The 18,168-nt window shown below is 38.8% G+C and carries 15 protein-coding genes; 8 read left to right on the top strand and 7 right to left on the bottom strand.

The window, feature by feature from the left end; all coding sequences use genetic code 11:
• The first annotated feature begins 4 nt into the window (after nt 1–4).
• Both R2S57_RS00265 and R2S57_RS00260 read left to right on the top strand, forming a co-directional pair.
• A complete protein-coding gene (locus R2S57_RS00265; RefSeq protein ID WP_316843121.1) occupies nt 5–628 on the top strand; it encodes a TonB-dependent receptor in 624 nt (207 codons plus the stop codon).
• Between the two features lie 26 nt (nt 629–654).
• Nucleotides 655–1,053, top strand: coding sequence for an energy transducer TonB (locus R2S57_RS00260; protein ID WP_316843120.1), 399 nt, complete (start codon nt 655–657; stop codon nt 1,051–1,053).
• Nucleotides 1,054–1,510: 457 nt separating this feature from the next.
• Here the strand turns inward: R2S57_RS00260 and R2S57_RS00255 are convergent, their stop codons facing one another.
• The 3 genes from R2S57_RS00255 to R2S57_RS00245 form a co-directional block, all read right to left on the bottom strand.
• A complete protein-coding gene (locus tag R2S57_RS00255) occupies nt 1,511–2,281 on the bottom strand; it encodes a succinate dehydrogenase/fumarate reductase iron-sulfur subunit (protein WP_109929539.1) in 771 nt (256 codons plus the stop codon).
• A gap of 111 nt (nt 2,282–2,392) precedes the next feature.
• A complete protein-coding gene (locus tag R2S57_RS00250; protein WP_316843119.1) occupies nt 2,393–4,372 on the bottom strand; it encodes a fumarate reductase/succinate dehydrogenase flavoprotein subunit in 1,980 nt (659 codons plus the stop codon).
• Nucleotides 4,373–4,389: 17 nt separating this feature from the next.
• Nucleotides 4,390–5,070, bottom strand: a complete 681-nt coding sequence (locus tag R2S57_RS00245; RefSeq protein ID WP_316843118.1) for a succinate dehydrogenase cytochrome b subunit — start codon at nt 5,068–5,070, stop codon at nt 4,390–4,392.
• Nucleotides 5,071–5,409: 339 nt separating this feature from the next.
• Here R2S57_RS00245 and R2S57_RS00240 point away from each other — a divergent pair, with 339 nt between their 5' ends.
• A complete protein-coding gene (locus R2S57_RS00240; RefSeq protein ID WP_316843117.1) occupies nt 5,410–6,045 on the top strand; it encodes a hypothetical protein in 636 nt (211 codons plus the stop codon).
• Between the two features lie 81 nt (nt 6,046–6,126).
• Entirely contained in the window at nt 6,127–7,245 is a 1,119-nt protein-coding gene (locus R2S57_RS00235; RefSeq protein WP_316843116.1) for a TlpA disulfide reductase family protein, read from the top strand.
• Nucleotides 7,246–7,333: 88 nt separating this feature from the next.
• Here R2S57_RS00235 and R2S57_RS00230 read toward each other — a convergent pair whose 3' ends face one another.
• From R2S57_RS00230 to R2S57_RS00215, 4 genes are all read right to left on the bottom strand, one after another.
• Nucleotides 7,334–7,525 (bottom strand): cold-shock protein, encoded by a 192-nt coding sequence (locus R2S57_RS00230; RefSeq protein WP_010599638.1) that lies wholly within the window; start codon nt 7,523–7,525, stop codon nt 7,334–7,336.
• Between the two features lie 145 nt (nt 7,526–7,670).
• On the bottom strand, nt 7,671–7,892 hold the full coding sequence (locus tag R2S57_RS00225; RefSeq protein ID WP_316843115.1) for a hypothetical protein: 222 nt from the start codon (nt 7,890–7,892) through the stop codon (nt 7,671–7,673).
• Between the two features lie 54 nt (nt 7,893–7,946).
• Nucleotides 7,947–8,447: a hypothetical protein gene (locus R2S57_RS00220; RefSeq protein WP_316843114.1), complete on the bottom strand. Its 501-nt coding sequence runs from the start codon at nt 8,445–8,447 to the stop codon at nt 7,947–7,949.
• A 462-nt stretch (nt 8,448–8,909) separates the two neighbouring features.
• Complete coding sequence (locus tag R2S57_RS00215; protein ID WP_316843113.1) at nt 8,910–10,460, bottom strand: trypsin-like peptidase domain-containing protein; 1,551 nt, start codon at nt 10,458–10,460, stop codon at nt 8,910–8,912.
• A gap of 402 nt (nt 10,461–10,862) precedes the next feature.
• On the opposite strand from R2S57_RS00215, the gene dapF reads away from it, so the two are divergent.
• From dapF to R2S57_RS00195, 4 genes are all read left to right on the top strand, one after another.
• A complete protein-coding gene (dapF, locus tag R2S57_RS00210) occupies nt 10,863–11,645 on the top strand; it encodes a diaminopimelate epimerase (protein WP_316843112.1) in 783 nt (260 codons plus the stop codon).
• 449 nt (nt 11,646–12,094) lie between these two features.
• Nucleotides 12,095–13,264, top strand: a complete 1,170-nt coding sequence (locus R2S57_RS00205) for an efflux RND transporter periplasmic adaptor subunit (protein ID WP_316843111.1) — start codon at nt 12,095–12,097, stop codon at nt 13,262–13,264.
• A gap of 49 nt (nt 13,265–13,313) precedes the next feature.
• Nucleotides 13,314–16,493: an efflux RND transporter permease subunit gene (locus R2S57_RS00200; RefSeq protein WP_316843110.1), complete on the top strand. Its 3,180-nt coding sequence runs from the start codon at nt 13,314–13,316 to the stop codon at nt 16,491–16,493.
• 10 nt (nt 16,494–16,503) lie between these two features.
• Nucleotides 16,504–17,904: an efflux transporter outer membrane subunit gene (locus R2S57_RS00195; RefSeq protein ID WP_316843109.1), complete on the top strand. Its 1,401-nt coding sequence runs from the start codon at nt 16,504–16,506 to the stop codon at nt 17,902–17,904.
• The last annotated feature ends 264 nt before the right edge of the window (nt 17,905–18,168 follow it).

Genomic DNA, 18,168 nt, shown 5'->3' with positions numbered 1-18,168 from the left:
GAATATGAAAAATATAATCGTATTTACCATGCTGCTGGGCTTTAGTTTAGCTGGTTTTGCCCAAAAGGCAGATAGTATTAAGACACCTAAAATTAGGCTTAGGGGCACGCCAATAGCTGGCAATGAGCCTTTGATGGTAATCGATGGAAATAAACAATCTAGGGGTACAATATCACTAAACGAAATTAATCAGAACGATATCGAAGCGATTACTGTTTTAAAAGACAGTTTGGCTATTGCCAAGTATGGTGCAGACGGCTTTGCAGGAGTAATAGAGATAGAAACCAAAACAAAATCGGTGGGCACCAGTCTTTTAAAAGCTAAACCCATAAAACCTGTCGATCTGCATCTGAATGGAAAAGTATCAGGACTTACCATTCGTCCGTTACCCGATGGTCAAATGCCGGTTAAGATACGGGATCTGTTGAACAGGGATTTTGATCCTAAGGCAAAACCACTTTATGTTGTCGACGGAAAAGAAGTATCGGATATTAACAGTTTAAATCAAGCATCCATTCAATCGATAGAAGTGCTTAAAGATTCGTCGGCTACAACTTTACATGGCGACAAGGGCAAAAACGGGGTGGTCATTATCACGACTAAAAAAGCCATATCCAAGAAAAACTAAATAATTAAACCTTTTAATAAAAAACAATGAGAAAGCTAATCTTTTTAGCCCTATTGGGCATCGCCATGTGCTTAAATCAGGCAAAGGGACAAGAAAACCCAAACAAAGTGTATGATTTTGTATCCGTGCAAAAACAACCTGCCTATCCGGGTGGCATTACAAAATTTTATGAATACCTCGGTAAGGAAATGAAATATCCTGATGCAGCCAAGAAAAACAAAACCCAGGGTAAAGTATTTGCATCTTTTATTGTGGAGAAAGACGGATCACTAACAGATGTCCAAGTAATCAGAAGCCTTACTCCAGAAACCGATGCGGAAGCATTAAGGGTGTTAAAGAAATCTCCTAAATGGCAACCAGCTTTACAGAAAGGTGTAGCAGTTCGTGTGAAATATAACATTGCAGTTAATTTTACTATGGTATAAAAACGTATTCTAGTACACCCCATTAAAAACACAAAACCCCAGCAAAAATTGCCGGGGTTTTATGTTTTCTCTCCTGTCTCGGAAGACTAAATTTAGAAAAATTTTAATGTATATGCAAATATTACAGAATAAAATTTTTAATTAAGCAAAATTTTAATATGCCAACATAAGATTATTACAACTTTCGCAAACTTTTATTTCGCCACCTCTATGTTGTACAAGCTTTCGATTTCAAAGCATAAAGTTTCATATGTTTTCAAAACATAAAACAAATGTTAAATCTTGTATCAGTTTCAGCTGTAATCTGCCTAAGTAATCATCATCATTTAATTGATCATTATTTTAGCTCTAAAGCAATCTATAATGGGAGTGAAACCCATTAGCTATAAAAATAGAAAGCCCCCACAACGTGGAGGCTCAAGAATCCAGCGGTTAAACCGGATGCACAGTATATCTTTTAAACCGTTTCTTCAGATATGAATTTTGCAGATGCAAAATCACGGTTCATGCGCGCAATGTTTTCTAAAGAGATTCCTTTAGGGCATTCTGCTTCGCAAGCGCCTGTATTGGTACAGTTACCAAAACCTTCGGCATCCATTTGCGCAACCATGCTCTGTACCCTACGGTAACGCTCAGGTTGACCTTGCGGTAACAATGCCAATTGAGAGATCTTGGCCGATACGAATAACATCGCAGAAGCGTTTTTACAAGTGGCCACGCAAGCACCACATCCAATACATGCTGCAGCCTCAAAAGCCGCATCTGCCTGCATTTTAGGGATTGGCAAATTGTTTGCATCCTGGGCATTACCTGTGTTTACCGAAATAAAACCACCAGCAGCAATAACCCTGTCAAATGCGGAACGATCAACCGTCAAATCTTTTACTACCGGAAAAGCTGCAGCTCTCCATGGCTCTACCACAATGGTATCGCCATCTTTGAAAGAACGCATGTGTAACTGGCAGGTAGTAACCAAATCTTTTGGTCCGTGCGGACGGCCGTTGATGAACATCGAGCACATTCCGCAGATGCCTTCGCGGCAATCGTGATCAAATACAACTGGCTCTTCGCCCTTATTGATTAATTGCTCGTTCAATACATCGAACATCTCTAAGAAAGACATATCCGGTGAAATATCGGCCAATTTATAATCTACCAAAGCACCTTTGGTTTTGTTATTTTTTTGACGCCAAACTTTTAGCGTTAAGTTCATATTTCCTGTACTCATGATATTGAGATTAAGTATCAAGTATGGGTATCAAGTAGTGTGTATCAAGTATCAGGACCGTTTGCAGTCTTTATACTTGATACTTACATCTCGATACTTGCCATCTTGCTACTATTTATAACTTCTTTGTGCTACTTTAATATTTTCAAACTTCAGTTCTTCTTTATGAAGTTCGAAGTTTACACCTTCTTTAAATTCCCAGGCAGCTACGTATGCAAAATTTTCATCATCACGCAAGGCCTCACCTTCTTCTGTTTGATACTCTTCACGGAAGTGACCACCACAACTCTCATTACGGTTTAAAGCATCAATACACATCAGCTCACCCAGTTCGATAAAATCTGCAACACGACCAGCTTTTTCCAACTCGGTATTCAACTCATCAACGGTTCCAGGTACGCGAACATCACTCCAGAATTCGTGGCGTAATGCCCTTATCTCTGTGATTGCTTCGTTTAACCCCTTCTCGTTACGGGCCATACCACATTTCTCCCACATAATGTGACCTAAACGTTTGTGGAAATGATCTACTGATTTAGTTCCTTTAATGTTGATTAAGGTATTTAAAATACCAACCGCTCTTTCTTCAGCCTCTGCAAATGCAGGGTGATCAGTTGGAATTGCTTTTACTGAAATTTCTTTTGATAAATAAGCACCAATAGTATAAGGAAGAACGAAATAACCATCAGCTAAACCTTGCATCAAAGCAGATGCCCCTAAGCGGTTAGCACCGTGATCAGAAAAGTTAGCCTCTCCTGTACAATATAAACCAGGGACAGATGTCATTAAGTTATAATCAACCCATAAACCACCCATGGTATAGTGAACCGCAGGATAGATACGCATTGGCGTTTCGTAAGGATTTTCGCCTGTAATCTGTGCGTACATATCGAACAGGTTACCATATTTTTCCTTAATTACCGCAGTACCCAAACGCATACAGGTTTCTTTATCAGGATTGTGGTTACCCGCTTTTGAAGCTTCAATTTTACCGTAACGTTCGGTATTGGCTTTAAAATCTAAGTATACTGCTAATTTAGAAGCTCCTACACCATAACCTGCATCGCAACGCTCTTTTGCAGCACGAGAGGCCACATCACGGGGAACCAGGTTACCGAAAGCAGGGTAACGGCGCTCTAAGTAATAATCTCTTTCATCTTCAGGAATTTCTGAAGCTTTACGGTTATCATCTTTCTTTTTAGGTACCCAGATACGTCCATCGTTACGTAACGATTCCGACATCAGGGTTAATTTTGACTGGTGATCGCCTGAAACCGGGATACAGGTTGGGTGGATCTGTGTATAACATGGGTTTGCAAAATAAGCACCTTGTTTGTGCGCTTTCCAGGCTGCAGTTACGTTACTTCCCATTGCATTGGTAGAAAGATAGAATACGTTTCCGTAACCACCTGTTCCCAATACTACCGCATGACCGAAGTGACGTTCGATTTCTCCCGTAATTAAGTTACGGGCAATGATACCGCGTGCTTTACCATCGATTTTAACCACCTCAAGCATTTCGTGACGGGTATACATTTCTACTTTACCCATACCAATCTGGCGTTCTAAAGCAGAATAAGCACCTAACAATAACTGCTGACCAGTTTGACCTGCAGCATAAAACGTACGTTGAACCTGTGTACCGCCAAATGAACGGTTATCCAACAAACCACCATATTCGCGTGCTAAAGGAACACCCTGCGCTACGCATTGATCTATAATGTTGGCACTTACCTCCGCCAAACGATGCACATTTGCTTCGCGGGCACGGTAATCGCCACCTTTAATGGTATCGTAAAATAAACGATAAGTGCTATCGCCATCATTTTGATAGTTTTTTGCGGCATTGATACCACCCTGAGCAGCAATTGAGTGTGCTCTACGTGGTGAATCCTGAAAGCAAAAACATTTCACTTTGTAACCCATCTCAGCCAAAGTAGCGGCTGCCGAAGCACCTGCTAAACCCGAACCTACAATGATTACCTCAATAGTTCTTTTGTTCGATGGGTTAACCAAAGGCACAGAAGACTTATATTTTGTCCATTTGCTGGTTAATTCGCCTTCTGGAATATTTGAATTAATATCTGACATATCTTTTGTGCTAAAAATTATTGAATAAGACCGAAATAAACTGCAATCGGCATGGCTGCGAAAAGGATCGAAATGATAACCGAATACCATACGCCGGCGCCTTTAATGATCCCGTTATACTTTGAGTGGTTCCATCCTAATGTTTGGAAAGCCGAAGCAAAACCGTGTAATAAGTGATAACATAAAGAAAACATAGCCAAAATATACACCACAACCCTTATCGGATCCTGAAATTTCTCTTTCATTACTGCATATAGGTCTTCGTGCCCGTTGGCATCAACTGTTGGGATTCCAGTAAAACGGGAAACTACCCAAAAATCTTTCAGGTGAACTACTAAAAAGATCAGTAAAAGTGTACCTAATAAGCCCATAGAACGGCTATACCATTTACTATTTGCCTTACCATCATTTACCGCATATTTAACCGGTCTTGCTTTCTGATTTTGCAACGTTAAACGCAAGGCCTGAAAAATGTGCGCAAGTAAACCAATAAATAACACAATCTCGCCAGCCCGGATAATCCAGTTGGTGGCCATAAAATGTGCGCCTACGTTAAATGTTAAACCACCGTCGCTAATAAAAATTAAAGCGTTAATACCGCAGTGTACAATTAAAAAAAGTATCAGGAACAAACCTGTAATACCCATGATGAATTTCTTCCCTATTGATGAAGAAAATGCATTTCCGAAACCACTCATTTGATTAGGATTTATATCTAAATTTCTTGCAAAAGTATCTAATTATGAGTTTAATTTATAAACGAATATGACAAAACAACGATAAAACATTTATTTAGAAACATTCTAAAGCATATTCGTAAGAAAGTGAAAGAACATGTTCCATTTTACAAGTATAATGTTGCTTAGTATAGATTTTAATTAGGATTGAATACGGTCAACTATAACCGATACAAATATTAAATACAATAATTTAAAGTGCGTAAAAAATTAAGTGATTTAATCTTACCTTAACATCAATCTAATTGCGCAATGAAAAAAATATTCATTATTATATTCAGCTGTTTTTCCTTTCCGATAATGGCTCAACAAATAACCTATCAAGAATGGAAAGCTGCAACCAAAGAAGAAATTAGGTTATTGCCGAAATACGGAGGAATAAAAAAAACACCTGCTCAAATAGAATTAGATCAGAATTTTATAACAAGCACCTTAGCAAACGAACCTGATCGACGTAAGGCGTCGGATTATTTAATAAAAAGAGGCTTTGATTTTTATTATAAAGGGAATTTGAAAACTGCAATGTTTAGGTTTAACCAGGCTTGGCTAATAGACCCAACTAACGAAAATGTGAATTGGGCATTCGGTTCTGTATATTTCTTTTTCAATGATTATGAGAATACACTCAAGCAATATGAGGAAGGATTAAAACTTAACTCCAAAAGTTCAAATATATTAACGGATAAAGCCACCATTTTCGCTACAAAATATAGCGATGGCAAAAACAAAAAAGATCTGGGTACAGCACTTTCTTTATATAAAAAATCGTATCTCATCGATTCAAAGAACCAAAACACTTTGTTTAAAATGTCTGCACTTTACTTTTTTATTGATGATTGCACTAATGCAAAAAAATATTTCGACGAATGTAAAAAACTTGGTGGTAAACCAATTCCTGTAGGCTATGATGTTGCACTTAAAAGTAGATGTAAATAAATTTTATTTTAGTTTTTTGAAATATCTTTTTCAAAAAAAACAACTAAGTTTTTCGTTATATTGCAATATCAAATTATAACAATGAAAAAACAGTTCTATTTTATCGCGCTCCTGGCCGGTTTATTTTCTGGCTGCGATCCAGCTCCTGCTACATTTAATCTCGAAACGAAAAACTTTGGTCCAAATGCCGTGATGACCATTCAAAGTTCTGAGAATAGCGAGACACTGAAAGTTGAAAACATCACCAATAGTAACCAAACTTTCAAAATCAATATCCCTAAAAAGGGTTACGCGATTTTAAAAACCGAAGACGGTATCCATAAAGCAGAATATTTTTTCTATTTGGATGATGGTAATTACAAGGGCGTTCTTGATGGGAATAATAACATTTATCCGCTAAAAAGCGTTCCAGACGAGGAGGGTGAAGAATTTGTTGATTTCTACAAACTTTCAGACCACATGAGTAAAAGCATACTCGACAGTTTGAATGTAGCAGAACTGGAACTTGATCAGGCCAATCCAAACAACATTATGGAACGAGCAAAAAAAGCAGATCTGTGGCGGGAAAAACAACTCAAGCTTAAATTGGAAATTATCAGCGCCTTTGCCAAAAAGTATCCAAGCTCAACGCATACACTTTTTTTATTGGAACGTTTGGGAACCGTAGAAGCGGAAGCAAAAAACTACTTATCGATTTTTAATCGCTTAGATAAAGAAGTTCAGGAAAGTAAAAAGGGCAAAGCCCTTTTAGCCGAGATTAAACAGGCCAACCAAATGATGGCTGGAAGTAAAATGCCGGCAATTGAGGGAGAAAACCCTGCAGGAAACAAATTCGACTTAAAAATATTGAAAAAGATAAACCTGGTCAGTTTCTGGGCATCTTATAGCGGAAAGAGCCGCAGAGATAATCAAACGCTTGGCTCACTTTACGAAAAATACAAAAATAAGGATGTTGAATTTATCAGTGTATCCTTTGATAAGAAACGTGATTCGTGGTTAAGAACCATAAAAGAAGATAAACTAAGCTGGCCACAATATGCCGATTTTAAAGGCGCTGAATCTCCCAATGCCAAAAACCTGAGCAATTATAACGTTACGTACTTCTTTTTAATCGACAAAAACGGCACGGTATTAAGTAACAACGATCTTTCTTTAGATTTTGTTGATAGCGAAATCAGCAAAAACCTGGCAGGTAGGTAAGGATAAAAAGTCTAATCAGAAAGTTAATGCCACAAAAAAAGTCCCGATTTGCATCGGGACTTTTTACGATTTATGTGTTCGAGTTTTCTTAAGCTACTTTAACATTTACCGCGTTTAGGCCTTTTCTACCTTCTTCTACATCGTAGTTTACGGTATCATTCTCGCGAATGTTATCGATTAAGCCTGAAGCATGAACAAAAATTTCGGCATCGCCATTAGATGGAGTGATAAATCCGAAACCTTTAGTTTCATTAAAAAATTTTACTGTTCCTTGTTGCATTATATTGTATTTTAATTTGTTTCAAAGATAGAGTTAAATACCTATAAATCAATTTTTTATTTTTTATTATACAAATAAATGCTAAATATATTGACTATTTGCCCTTTAAGCCCTATTTAGCGGCCCGATTTACGTCATCAATACTCTAAATATCGCCCAGTTTTATCAATAAAGCGCACTCAAAACAGGCCTTGGCTACAGCTTTTCTGCCTGAAAAGAGCAATGCCCAGCCCAATATATAATTGCCATCGCATTCGAATGGATATAAGGCTGCTACCCTTGAAAAATATTTGGAAGCCGCAGCATATGTTTTCGATTGTAAATCTGCCACATGGATAATGAAAGTTGGTGTTTTAAATTGTTGCATGCTACAAATTAATGATATTTTTTCTACCCTTCAGGAAAGAAGCAATGGTTAAATTTAGCTATACACCAGGTTTTCGCTCTGCTGGTAATTCACCAATAGGTTCCCGGTAATTTTAACCATCAATGTTTGCTCACTTCCGCTGTAACTTAAAATCAATAGATCGCCTATGATTTCGTGTAATGTTAATTTCGGAGAGGTATAAGTAATGGAAACGACGTGGGCACCCTTGTTTAACAGATCTGAGGAATCAATATGCAGCTCTGCCCAATCAAATCGAATAGGTTGATCTTCGAGATCGCTTAAAACAGGTATTTTATAATCAAGGGCAGCTATGCTGTTCATTACCGAATACTGAAGTTTTTGATGTAATGAATTTGCCTTTTCATTGGCATTTTGCATTTGCGAAAAAGTATGAAGATGCTGATCTAAGCTATATATTTTTGACCTTTTTTGAAATTCTTTGTAGGTATCGTGAAATATCCGTCTTTCAAAATCGGTTTTGCACATGAAATTGAAATATTGTTTTACACTGAGGTTAATGTGAGCTAAAGCCATAATATTCGGTTTTTGTTGCTGATTCAAATATGGAACAATAAAAAAATTAAATTTATAGAGTATCGGTAAACACTGATTATCAATCGATAAATGGCGAAACTAAATCTTGATTATGAAAAACGGATGAATATTGTTTTGAGTACAGGAAATAAGACCGATTGATTGTGATTTAAGATATTTTAACATATTGAAATATTTAATAGGCCTTCGACTTCCCAATTAATGCCAGATGCTAGTTGAGACATCGTGATGGCGAGGAGGAATCCCGAATCTTAGGGAAAGTAATCTTATAAAGAGGAACCAATAACTGGAGTATTAAGATTCGCGCAGGCGCGGGAATGACGGATGCTCTGCAATGACAAATTCTTCGTGCAATTCGTGCATTCCACGGCAAAAAGGCTAAAAAAAAAGCTTCCTGAGTTAGACTCAGAAAGCTTTCTTAAACTATTTTATTCCAATTAATTATTGCGCAGGGAAACTGTAGTTATACGAACCTTGCTCGCCAACGCCAGCAATACTCACCATATTGTTTCTGCCTAAAGGCAATGCTTTTTGTACATCAGCCACAGAATTTACTGGCTGCCCATTCACTTTAGTGATGATTAAACCTTTCTCTACACCAATGTTATCGAAAGCTTTTCCAGTGGTAACCGAGGTTACGACCACGCCGCTATTAATACCATATTTTGACTTTTGTGCCTGAGTTGCAGGCGCAAAAGTTGCACCTAGTTTAGAAACCTCAGCACCTTTGCTTGTTGTATTTTTCGCTGTTAAACCAACACTTGCTTCGCCTTTTAACGTTACGCTATAATCTTTAAGCGCACCATCACGTAACACCGTCAATTTAACCTTATCACCTGGGTTTAAACGGCCAACTCTTTCCTGAAGATCGGGTGAATCGTTAATCACCACTCCATCCACTTTTTTGATTACATCGCCCGATTTGATACCTGCAGCAGCAGCACCGCCACCAGCAACCACATCATTCACATATAAACCGCTAATTTCGTTGGTTTTAATGCCTTCTGGTTTTTCCTCGCCACTTAGAGGCACAAAGTTAACACCAATATAACCACGTTTAACAGAACCATATTTCATAAAATCGTCAACAATTTTACGGGCTAAATTAACAGGGATTGCAAAACCATAACCTTGGTTATACCCACTTTGTGAAGCAATAGCAGAGTTGATACCCACCAATTCGCCATTTGCGTTTACTAATGCGCCACCGCTGTTACCTGGGTTAATGGCTGCATCTGTTTGGATAAACGACTCGATGCTGGTATTTGCCGGACGATCTGGTCTTTTACCAGTACGTTGGTATTCGCGGTATTCTTCTTCCGTAATTTCATTGCCTTGTTGCTCACGGCCAATGATACCGATACTGCGGTTTTTAGCACTTACAATACCAGCAGTTACTGTTGTATTTAAATCTAAAGGGAAACCAACAGCCAAAACCCACTCGCCCACCTGAACGTTATCCGAGTTGCCCATTTTCACTACAGGTAAACCAGTTGCATTTACTTTAATCAAAGCCAAATCAGTATTTGGATCACGGCCAATCACTTTTGCCTCTACTTTACGTCTATCGGTTAAAACAACCTCAACCTTCTCGGCATTTTCTACTACGTGATTGTTGGTTACGATATAACCATCCTGACTGATAATTACACCAGATCCTGATGCTGCCCTTGGCTGACGTTGCATCTGGCGACCGCCGCCACCACCGAAAAAGTCTTCCATCATATCAAATGGAGAGGAAGAACCCTGGCCTTTTGATGCCGCGTAAGTTGTTTTGATGTGAACCACACCTGGAGCAACTGCCGCTGCTGCCTGAGTAAAATCGGTTGCTCCTGCGGATGTAACTTTAAGTGGATTGTTCGCAAAGTATAAATTCTGTTTTTCAGAAATTGTACTGCCTGTTTGGTTACGCTCAAATAGTTTGTAACCCCCTATTGCAGCTGCCCCACCTATAAAAGCAGCCAACACGGTAATTCCTAATATTTTTTTCATGTGTTTATATATTGTTTTTTAATGGTCATGAAGCTATTAAAAGCTGAATGTTGCTTTTTTTTTTGATAGCTTTTAATGGTTTCATGTGTTTATATATTGTTTTTTAAAGCCATGATTTATTATAAGCTGGTTTGCTAGCGAATTGTTTGGTTAGCCTATAATATTTCATTTTGTTAAATGTAATTATTTGCAGGAGCGTATTCACTTTGATTTAAGCAGAATGCTCCGGCAGTTTTTATCTGCTCAAATTTTCTTTCGTAAGTTTATTCAAATTTAATACCATATAAACGATATTTGTATCCTCAAAGCACTTAGTTTTGTGTTAAAAAATGTTAAATTAAAAAACACAAACCCCTTATTGCCTTTTGCAACTCAAATATTGCATTAAAAAATGAAGCTTTCATGAAAATTAATTTTTATAAATACCAGGGCGCAGGAAATGATTTTATTTTGATAGATCATACCATGAATCCATTAAAAAATATTGATAATCAATTAGTTGAACAACTATGCCATAGACGTTTTGGCGTGGGTGCTGATGGATTAATGTTCATTACGAAGCACGATGATTACGATTTTGAGATGCATTACTTTAATGCCGATGGTAAACTGGGCAGCATGTGCGGAAACGGCGGCAGATGTATCGTAGCCTTTGCCAAACAGCTTGGCATTATTGATCGCGAAACCAACTTTTTGGCAGTTGATGGACCGCATTACGCCAGAATTTCAGAAAATGGCGAGTGGGTTGATTTACAAATGATTGATGTAGACACCATTACCAAAGATGATGACGCTTATATATTGAATACAGGTTCGCCACATTATGTTGCTTTACAAAGCGAATTAAAAGATTTTGATGTTTTTACTGCAGGAAAAAGCATCCGGTATAATGCAACTTATGCAGAAAAAGGCATCAACGTAAACTTTGTAGAAGATAAAGGCGATCATTTGTTTGTACGCACCTACGAACGTGGTGTTGAAGATGAAACATACGCTTGTGGTACAGGCGTAACTGCAGTGGCCATGGCTATGGCAAAACATAACAACCAAACCGGTCATATTAAAACTGATATTAAAGTTTTAGGCGGTGATATCAAGATCGAGTTCGATTACGATGGCAAAACATTTACCAACGTATTTTTATGCGGCCCTGCGAAACTGGTTTTTGAGGGAGAAGTGGGATAATTTATATATAAACCTCGCTGGTTTTCGAAACCTGCGAGGTTTAACTATCATGAAAATAGGATATCTGTTAACGGGATGTACGTTTAAATATATCGAGTAAAACATACAAAACCAATAAGGGCTGTTGGCTAAAACACACAACATTTGTTGTGTTAAAAATCGTATATTTCCTTTGAATTTAACAGCTTTTAACATCTGTCGCAAGATATTTACACTCTTATTTTTATGTCAAAAACCACATTAAAGTACTATAAAACAATATTTTAAAGCTGTCCAGACCTGTTTTCAATCAAAAAATAAATCAATCGATTGATTAAATGACAGAACTCGGACAGATTTATTTTTTTTTAGGCTCTATTTTTGGGCAATTATTGGCGAAAATCAAAGTCCCATATTTTGACAACGCCCTTAATCCCGGAAATTTAAATTTAAACACACAGAAATACCCCATGAGAAAAGTAACAACTCTCTTTTTTAGCGTAAGCATTGGTATGCTTTTAGCGTCCTGCGGAAATAACGACGAAGCTAAAAAAGCTGCCGCAGCTGCTGCCGCGGGCCCACAAGCCTATCCGGTTTTTACCGTAAGCACACAAAATACGACCTTAGATTCTGACTACCCAGCAACTATTGAAGGGATTCAAAACATTGATATCCGCCCAAAGGTTGATGGTTTTATCGAAAAGATATTGGTAGATGAAGGTGCAGTGGTTAAAAAGGGCCAGTTACTTTTCACGATTAACGCCCCTCAATACGAGCAACAGGTTAGAACAGCAAGAGCAGCCATTAGTAGCGCAGAAGCTGATGTTAATGCCGCTCAGTTAACGGTAAACAAAACCAAGCCATTGGTAGATAAAGATATTATCAGTAAATATGATCTGGATGCTGCGCAGTTAACACTTCAAAGCAGAAGAGCTGCATTGGCTCAGGCTAAAGCAGAACTGGCAAATGCGCAGGTTAACCTGGGTTATACCTCGATTACCAGTCCGGTGGATGGAGTAGTTGGCAGTATCCCATTCAGAAATGGAAGTTTGGTAAGCAGCTCGAGCACAGAACCGCTAACAACTGTTTCCAATACGTCTAAAGTTTATGCATATTTTTCTTTAAATGAGAAACAGCTTTTAGATTTTGCCAACATTTATAAAGGAAATACCCTTGCACAACAAATGAAAAATATTCCTGCCGTGAGCCTGGTTTTGGCAGATGGTACCATTTACGCACAGAACGGTAAAATCGAATCCATTAATGGTCAGATCAACACCAGCACTGGTTCGGCAAGTTTAAGGGCAACCTTCCCCAACCCGGTTTCATTGTTAAAAAATGGCGCAAGTGCTTCAGTTAGGATTCCTCAACATGTAGAAAATGCCATTTTAATTCCCCAAAAATCAACTATCGATTTACAGGGCAAGAAATTCGTTTACGTTTTAGGCGATTCGGCAAAAACAATCAGTACAGAAATTCAGATCATGGAATTGGCCAAAGGCAAATTCTACGTGGTAACCAAAGGGCTTAAAACTGGCGACAAAGTTGTTCTGGAGGGTTTTCAATCTTTAAAAGATGGAACAAAAATCAAACCTGAAGAAAAAAGTGCCGACTCAGTATATGCTGATATCAAAAAATAACAATATAATCAGTGACAATCACACTGTATCAGTGTAATCAATATTAATTATGTTTAAGAAATTTATAGAAAGACCGGTTTTATCAACGGTTATATCCATCATCATCGTAATTCTCGGTGTTTTAGGTTTAGCTACGTTGCCGGTTTCACAATATCCAGAAATTGCGCCTCCTACGGTTCAGGTTTCTACCTCCTACCAGGGTGCCAACGCAGATGTGGTAATGAATAGCGTTGTTGTTCCGCTCGAAGAACAAATAAATGGTGTGGAAGACATGACCTACATGACTTCGAGTGCCAGTAATGATGGTACTGCAACCATTACCGTAAACTTTAAGTTGGGAACCAATCCCGATCTTGCTGCTGTAAACGTACAGAACAGGGTGGCCCGTGCAACGAGTTTATTGCCTGCAGAGGTAACAAAATCGGGTGTAATTACCGCAAAAAGACAAGCGAGTAACGTATTGATTTTTGGTATTTATAGCGACGATCCTTCTTACGATCAAAAATTCTTACAGAATTATGCAAACATCAATATCATCCCGCAGATTAAACGTATCAACGGTGTGGGTGATGCAAGTGCTTTCGGACAAATGGATTATACCATGCGTGTTTGGCTTAAGCCAGATGTGATGGCTGTTTACGGTTTGATCCCTAGTGATGTTAATGCTGCTTTAGCGGAACAAAACGTAGAGGCTGCCCCAGGTCAGTTTGGAGAGCAGGGCAATCAGGCATTTCAATATACGTTAAAATATACCGGTCGTTTAAAAGATGAGTCTGAATTTAGCAACATCATTATTAAAGCTGACGCTAATGGACAGATTCTCCGCTTAAAAGATGTAGCAAGGATCGAATTGGGTGCGCAGAGTTATGCCAGTACGGTTAAATTTAACGGTAAACAAGCTTTAGGTATAGCGATTAACCAAACGGCAGGATCGAATGCGAAAGAGGTTATCGAAAACTCGATCAAAACTTTAGATGAAGCGCAAAAATCTTTTCCTAAAGGTGTTCACTATACCACTTTGGTAAACGTAAACGATTTCCTTGATGCTTCAATTGAAAAAGTAATCCACACTTTAATCGAGGCCTTTATCCTGGTGTTTTTGGTAGTGTTTATCTTCTTACAGGATTTCCGTTCAACATTAATTCCAGCCATCAGTGTTCCGGTAGCGATTATCGGTACCTTCTTTTTCCTGAGTTTATTTGGATTTACCATCAACTTATTAACTTTATTTGCGCTCGTGCTCGCCATTGGTATTGTGGTAGATGATGCGATTGTGGTGGTAGAAGCGGTGCACGCTAAACTGGATGAGGGGTATACCGATGCCAGAAAGGCAACTATAGACGCGATGGACGACATCAGCGGTGCGATTATTTCGATCACATTGGTTATGGCGGCGGTATTTATTCCCGTGAGTTTTATCTCAGGTTCATCTGGGGTATTTTACAAACAGTTTGGTTTAACACTGGCTATTTCCATTATTCTATCAGCGATTAACGCATTAACGTTAAGTCCGGCATTGTGTGCGATTTTCTTAAAACCACATAAAGAAGAACACGAAAAATCTAAAAACTTTTTAAACCGTTTTTACGATGCCTTTAACACTTCTTTTGATGCGGTAACCGGAAAATATAAAAAATCGGTCGGTTTCCTTTCGAGAACGAAGTGGATTGTTGGGGTAGGGATTCTGTTTTTTACTGGATTGTTAATCTGGACGATGAATACCACGCCTAAAGGTTTTGTACCAAATGAAGATTTAGGAACAGTATTCTCTGATATTTCATTACCAGCAGGAACATCGTTAGAAGAAACTGATCTTGTAATCAAAAGGATCGACAGTATTGCGCACACCGTTCCAGAAATTAAAAACTCGTTAAGAGTTGTTGGCCGGAGTTTAATCAGCGGTTCAGGAAGTTCATACGGGATGGTAATCGGTAGGTTAATCCCATGGGATGAGCGTAAACGCGATGTTAAAGCCATTATTGGTGAGCTTTTTGCCAAGGCAGCAAGTATAAAAGGTGCAAAAATTATTTTCTTTGCTCCGCCAACCATTCAGGGTTTTGGTACCAGTGGTGGTTTTGAGTTCCAGTTACAGGATAAAACCGGTGGCGATATTAAAAAATTCAACGATGTGGGTAACTCATTTTTGGCGGCCTTGAGTAAACGCCCAGAAATCCAGTATGCATCAACTTCATTTAACCCTAATTTCCCACAATACCAAATTGATGTGAACGTGGCAAAGGTTAAACAAGCGGGTTTGACCGTTAGTGATGTACTGGCTACACTTCAGGGTTATTATGGTGGTGTTTATGCTTCAAACTTTAACAAATTCGGAAAACAGTTCAGGGTAATTTACCAGGCAGATGCCCAATACCGTGCCAACCAACAAAGTTTAACGAGCATTTATGTCCGTAACGCAAGTGGAAAAATGGCACCTATTTCTGAGTTTATCAATTTGGAAAAAGTGTACGGACCGCAGGCTATTTCGCGTTTCAACTTGTTTACTTCAATAGCGGTAACCGGTAACCCAAATGCAGGATATAGCTCAGGTGATGCATTAAAAGCAGTACAGGAAGAAGCAGCAATCCATTTACCTACAGGTTATGGTTATGAATTTTCAGGTTTATCGCGTGAGGAGATGGCTGGAGGAAGTCAAACCGTTTTCATCTTTTTACTTTGCGTAATCTTTGTTTATTTCTTACTTGCAGCCCAATACGAAAGTTATATTTTACCGTTAGCGGTTTTATTCTCGCTACCAATCGGTTTGGCTGGTGTATTCGTTTTCGATAAAATCTTCGGTGTAGATAATAACATCTATACCCAGATTACCTTGATTATGCTTGTGGGACTGCTCGCGAAGAATGCGATTCTGATTGTAGAGTATGCAGTAGATAGAAGAAGAAAAGGCATGAGCATTGTTAATGCTGCTATTGATGGTGCAACCGCCCGTTTACGCCCGATCTTAATGACCTCTTTCGCTTTTATCTTAGGTTTATTGCCTTTGATGTTATCTTCAGGAGTAGGTGCATCAGGAAATAAATCAATCGGAACAGGTGCCGTTGGCGGGATGTTAATTGGAACCTTGTTTGGCGTTTTCGTAATTCCGGCTTTGTTTATCATATTCCAATCTTTGCAAGAACGTGTAAGCAATAAATCACCTTTTAACGAAGGAATTGAGCATGAGCAAACACCAGAAGAATACGAATTGGCTACTGCTAACAGCAAACATTAATATTAAGAAAATGAATTTTAGATATAAACATTCCATTTTAATCGGTTTAGCCATCTTAACCCTTAGTGCCTGCGTAACTAAAAAATACGAGCGCCCTCAGGTGAAGAACGAAGGTTTATACCGGGACGACAATACAACCGATACCACCACCATTGCGGATCTGCAATGGAAAACCTTGTTTTCGGATACTACTTTACAATCGCTCATCCAACAGGGTATAAATGAAAATTTAGACCTGAAACAGGCCATTGAGCGGATCAAAATCGCTGAAGCTACTTTAATCCAAAGTCGCGGCGCATTATTGCCAAGCCTACAGGCTGATGTAAACGTAACCGATAACAAGGCTTCGGCAGCAGCGCAAAACTTTCCGGCAGGGATTAACATCAATCTGGAAACCCAAACCTACAAGGCACAGCTGAGCACAAGTTGGGAAGCCGATATTTGGGGAAAGTTAAGCAGTGCAAAACGTGGCGCTTATGCCACTTTACTGCAAAGTGATGCCGCAAAAAGAGCCGTGCAGACCCAGTTGATCGCAACCATTGCCAACAACTATTATACGTTATTGGCGCTTGATAAGCAACTGACCATTACCGAGCAAACCATTAAGGTGAGAACGCAGGATGTAGAAACCATGAAAGCCTTAAAAGAAGGTGCAGTGGTAAATGGTGCTGCCGTTGTACAAAGTGAGGCCAATTTATATGCTGCACAGGTAACCTTGCCCGACTTAAAGAGAAGCATTAAAGAAGCTGAAAATGCATTAAGCGTATTGGTTGCAAAAGCACCAAATGCGATTAACCGCACCACTTTAGATCAACAAACGCCTTATGCCGATTTAAAAACTGGTGTTTCTGCGCAATTGTTAAAAAACCGTCCTGATGTAATTGCTGCTGAATTTGGGTTCAGATCCGCTTTCGAAAACACCAATGTAGCTAAGGCTTATTTTTACCCTGCCTTAACCATTACCGCAGCTGGTGGATTATCGAGTCTGCAATTGCAGGATTTCTTTAGCAAATCGATCTTCTATAATTTAGTTGGTGGATTAACGCAACCTATTTTTGCCAAAGGTGCAAATAAGGCCCGTTTAAAAACAGCTGAAGCCAATCAGCAGATCGCATTTTATGCTTTCCAGCAAACTCTTTTAACCGGTGGCCAGGAAGTATCAAATGCTTTATATGCCTATCAAACGGCTACTGAAAAAGAAGAAACAAGGACAAAACAGATTGCTTCACTTACCAAGGCAGTCGATTTTACCAAAGAATTATTACGTTACAGTTCGGCAACAAACTATACTGATGTATTAACTTCAGAGCAGAGTTTGTTAACCGCTCAATTAAGCGGCATAAACGATAGACTGCAGAAACTGCAATCGGTAGTGAACCTTTACCGCGCATTAGGTGGTGGCTGGAAATAGATTACAATTAACAAGCATAAAAAAGGCATTCTGATTTTCAGGATGCCTTTTTTATATAGTATCGGATTGTCATCCTGAGCGGAGTCGAAGGGCATTTCATATAAATTTTTAGGGTTATTTTGCCATATCGGCCTAACCATTTTGCCACGCCTGCCCGATCGACCAGGCAGGGAAACACAGAAATCACGGAAGATTTTGTGGTTTGTCATCCTGAGTGCAACGAAGGATCTTTAAAATTTGGATAAATCCGGAAATAAGTTCAGG

It is taken from the genome of Pedobacter psychrodurus, from assembly GCF_032678585.1.
Lineage (GTDB): Bacteria > Bacteroidota > Bacteroidia > Sphingobacteriales > Sphingobacteriaceae > Pedobacter > Pedobacter psychrodurus_A.
Note: the sequence above shows the minus strand (reverse complement) of the source record. Positions and strands in the feature narration are given on the sequence as shown.

Bases quoted from the DNA above. Each gene is read 5' to 3' on its own strand.
- R2S57_RS00265 (WP_316843121.1), top strand. From the start codon at position 5: ATGAAAAATATAATCGTATTTACCATGCTGCTGGGCTTTAGTTTAGCT.
- R2S57_RS00260 (WP_316843120.1), top strand. From the start codon at position 655: ATGAGAAAGCTAATCTTTTTAGCCCTATTGGGCATCGCCATGTGCTTA.
- R2S57_RS00255 (WP_109929539.1), bottom strand. From the start codon at position 2,281: ATGAGTACAGGAAATATGAACTTAACGCTAAAAGTTTGGCGTCAAAAA.
- R2S57_RS00250 (WP_316843119.1), bottom strand. From the start codon at position 4,372: ATGTCAGATATTAATTCAAATATTCCAGAAGGCGAATTAACCAGCAAA.
- R2S57_RS00245 (WP_316843118.1), bottom strand. From the start codon at position 5,070: ATGAGTGGTTTCGGAAATGCATTTTCTTCATCAATAGGGAAGAAATTC.
- R2S57_RS00240 (WP_316843117.1), top strand. From the start codon at position 5,410: ATGGCTCAACAAATAACCTATCAAGAATGGAAAGCTGCAACCAAAGAA.
- R2S57_RS00235 (WP_316843116.1), top strand. From the start codon at position 6,127: ATGAAAAAACAGTTCTATTTTATCGCGCTCCTGGCCGGTTTATTTTCT.
- R2S57_RS00230 (WP_010599638.1), bottom strand. From the start codon at position 7,525: ATGCAACAAGGAACAGTAAAATTTTTTAATGAAACTAAAGGTTTCGGA.
- R2S57_RS00225 (WP_316843115.1), bottom strand. From the start codon at position 7,892: ATGCAACAATTTAAAACACCAACTTTCATTATCCATGTGGCAGATTTA.
- R2S57_RS00220 (WP_316843114.1), bottom strand. From the start codon at position 8,447: ATGGCTTTAGCTCACATTAACCTCAGTGTAAAACAATATTTCAATTTC.
- R2S57_RS00215 (WP_316843113.1), bottom strand. From the start codon at position 10,460: ATGAAAAAAATATTAGGAATTACCGTGTTGGCTGCTTTTATAGGTGGG.
- dapF (WP_316843112.1), top strand. From the start codon at position 10,863: ATGAAAATTAATTTTTATAAATACCAGGGCGCAGGAAATGATTTTATT.
- R2S57_RS00205 (WP_316843111.1), top strand. From the start codon at position 12,095: ATGAGAAAAGTAACAACTCTCTTTTTTAGCGTAAGCATTGGTATGCTT.
- R2S57_RS00200 (WP_316843110.1), top strand. From the start codon at position 13,314: ATGTTTAAGAAATTTATAGAAAGACCGGTTTTATCAACGGTTATATCC.
- R2S57_RS00195 (WP_316843109.1), top strand. From the start codon at position 16,504: ATGAATTTTAGATATAAACATTCCATTTTAATCGGTTTAGCCATCTTA.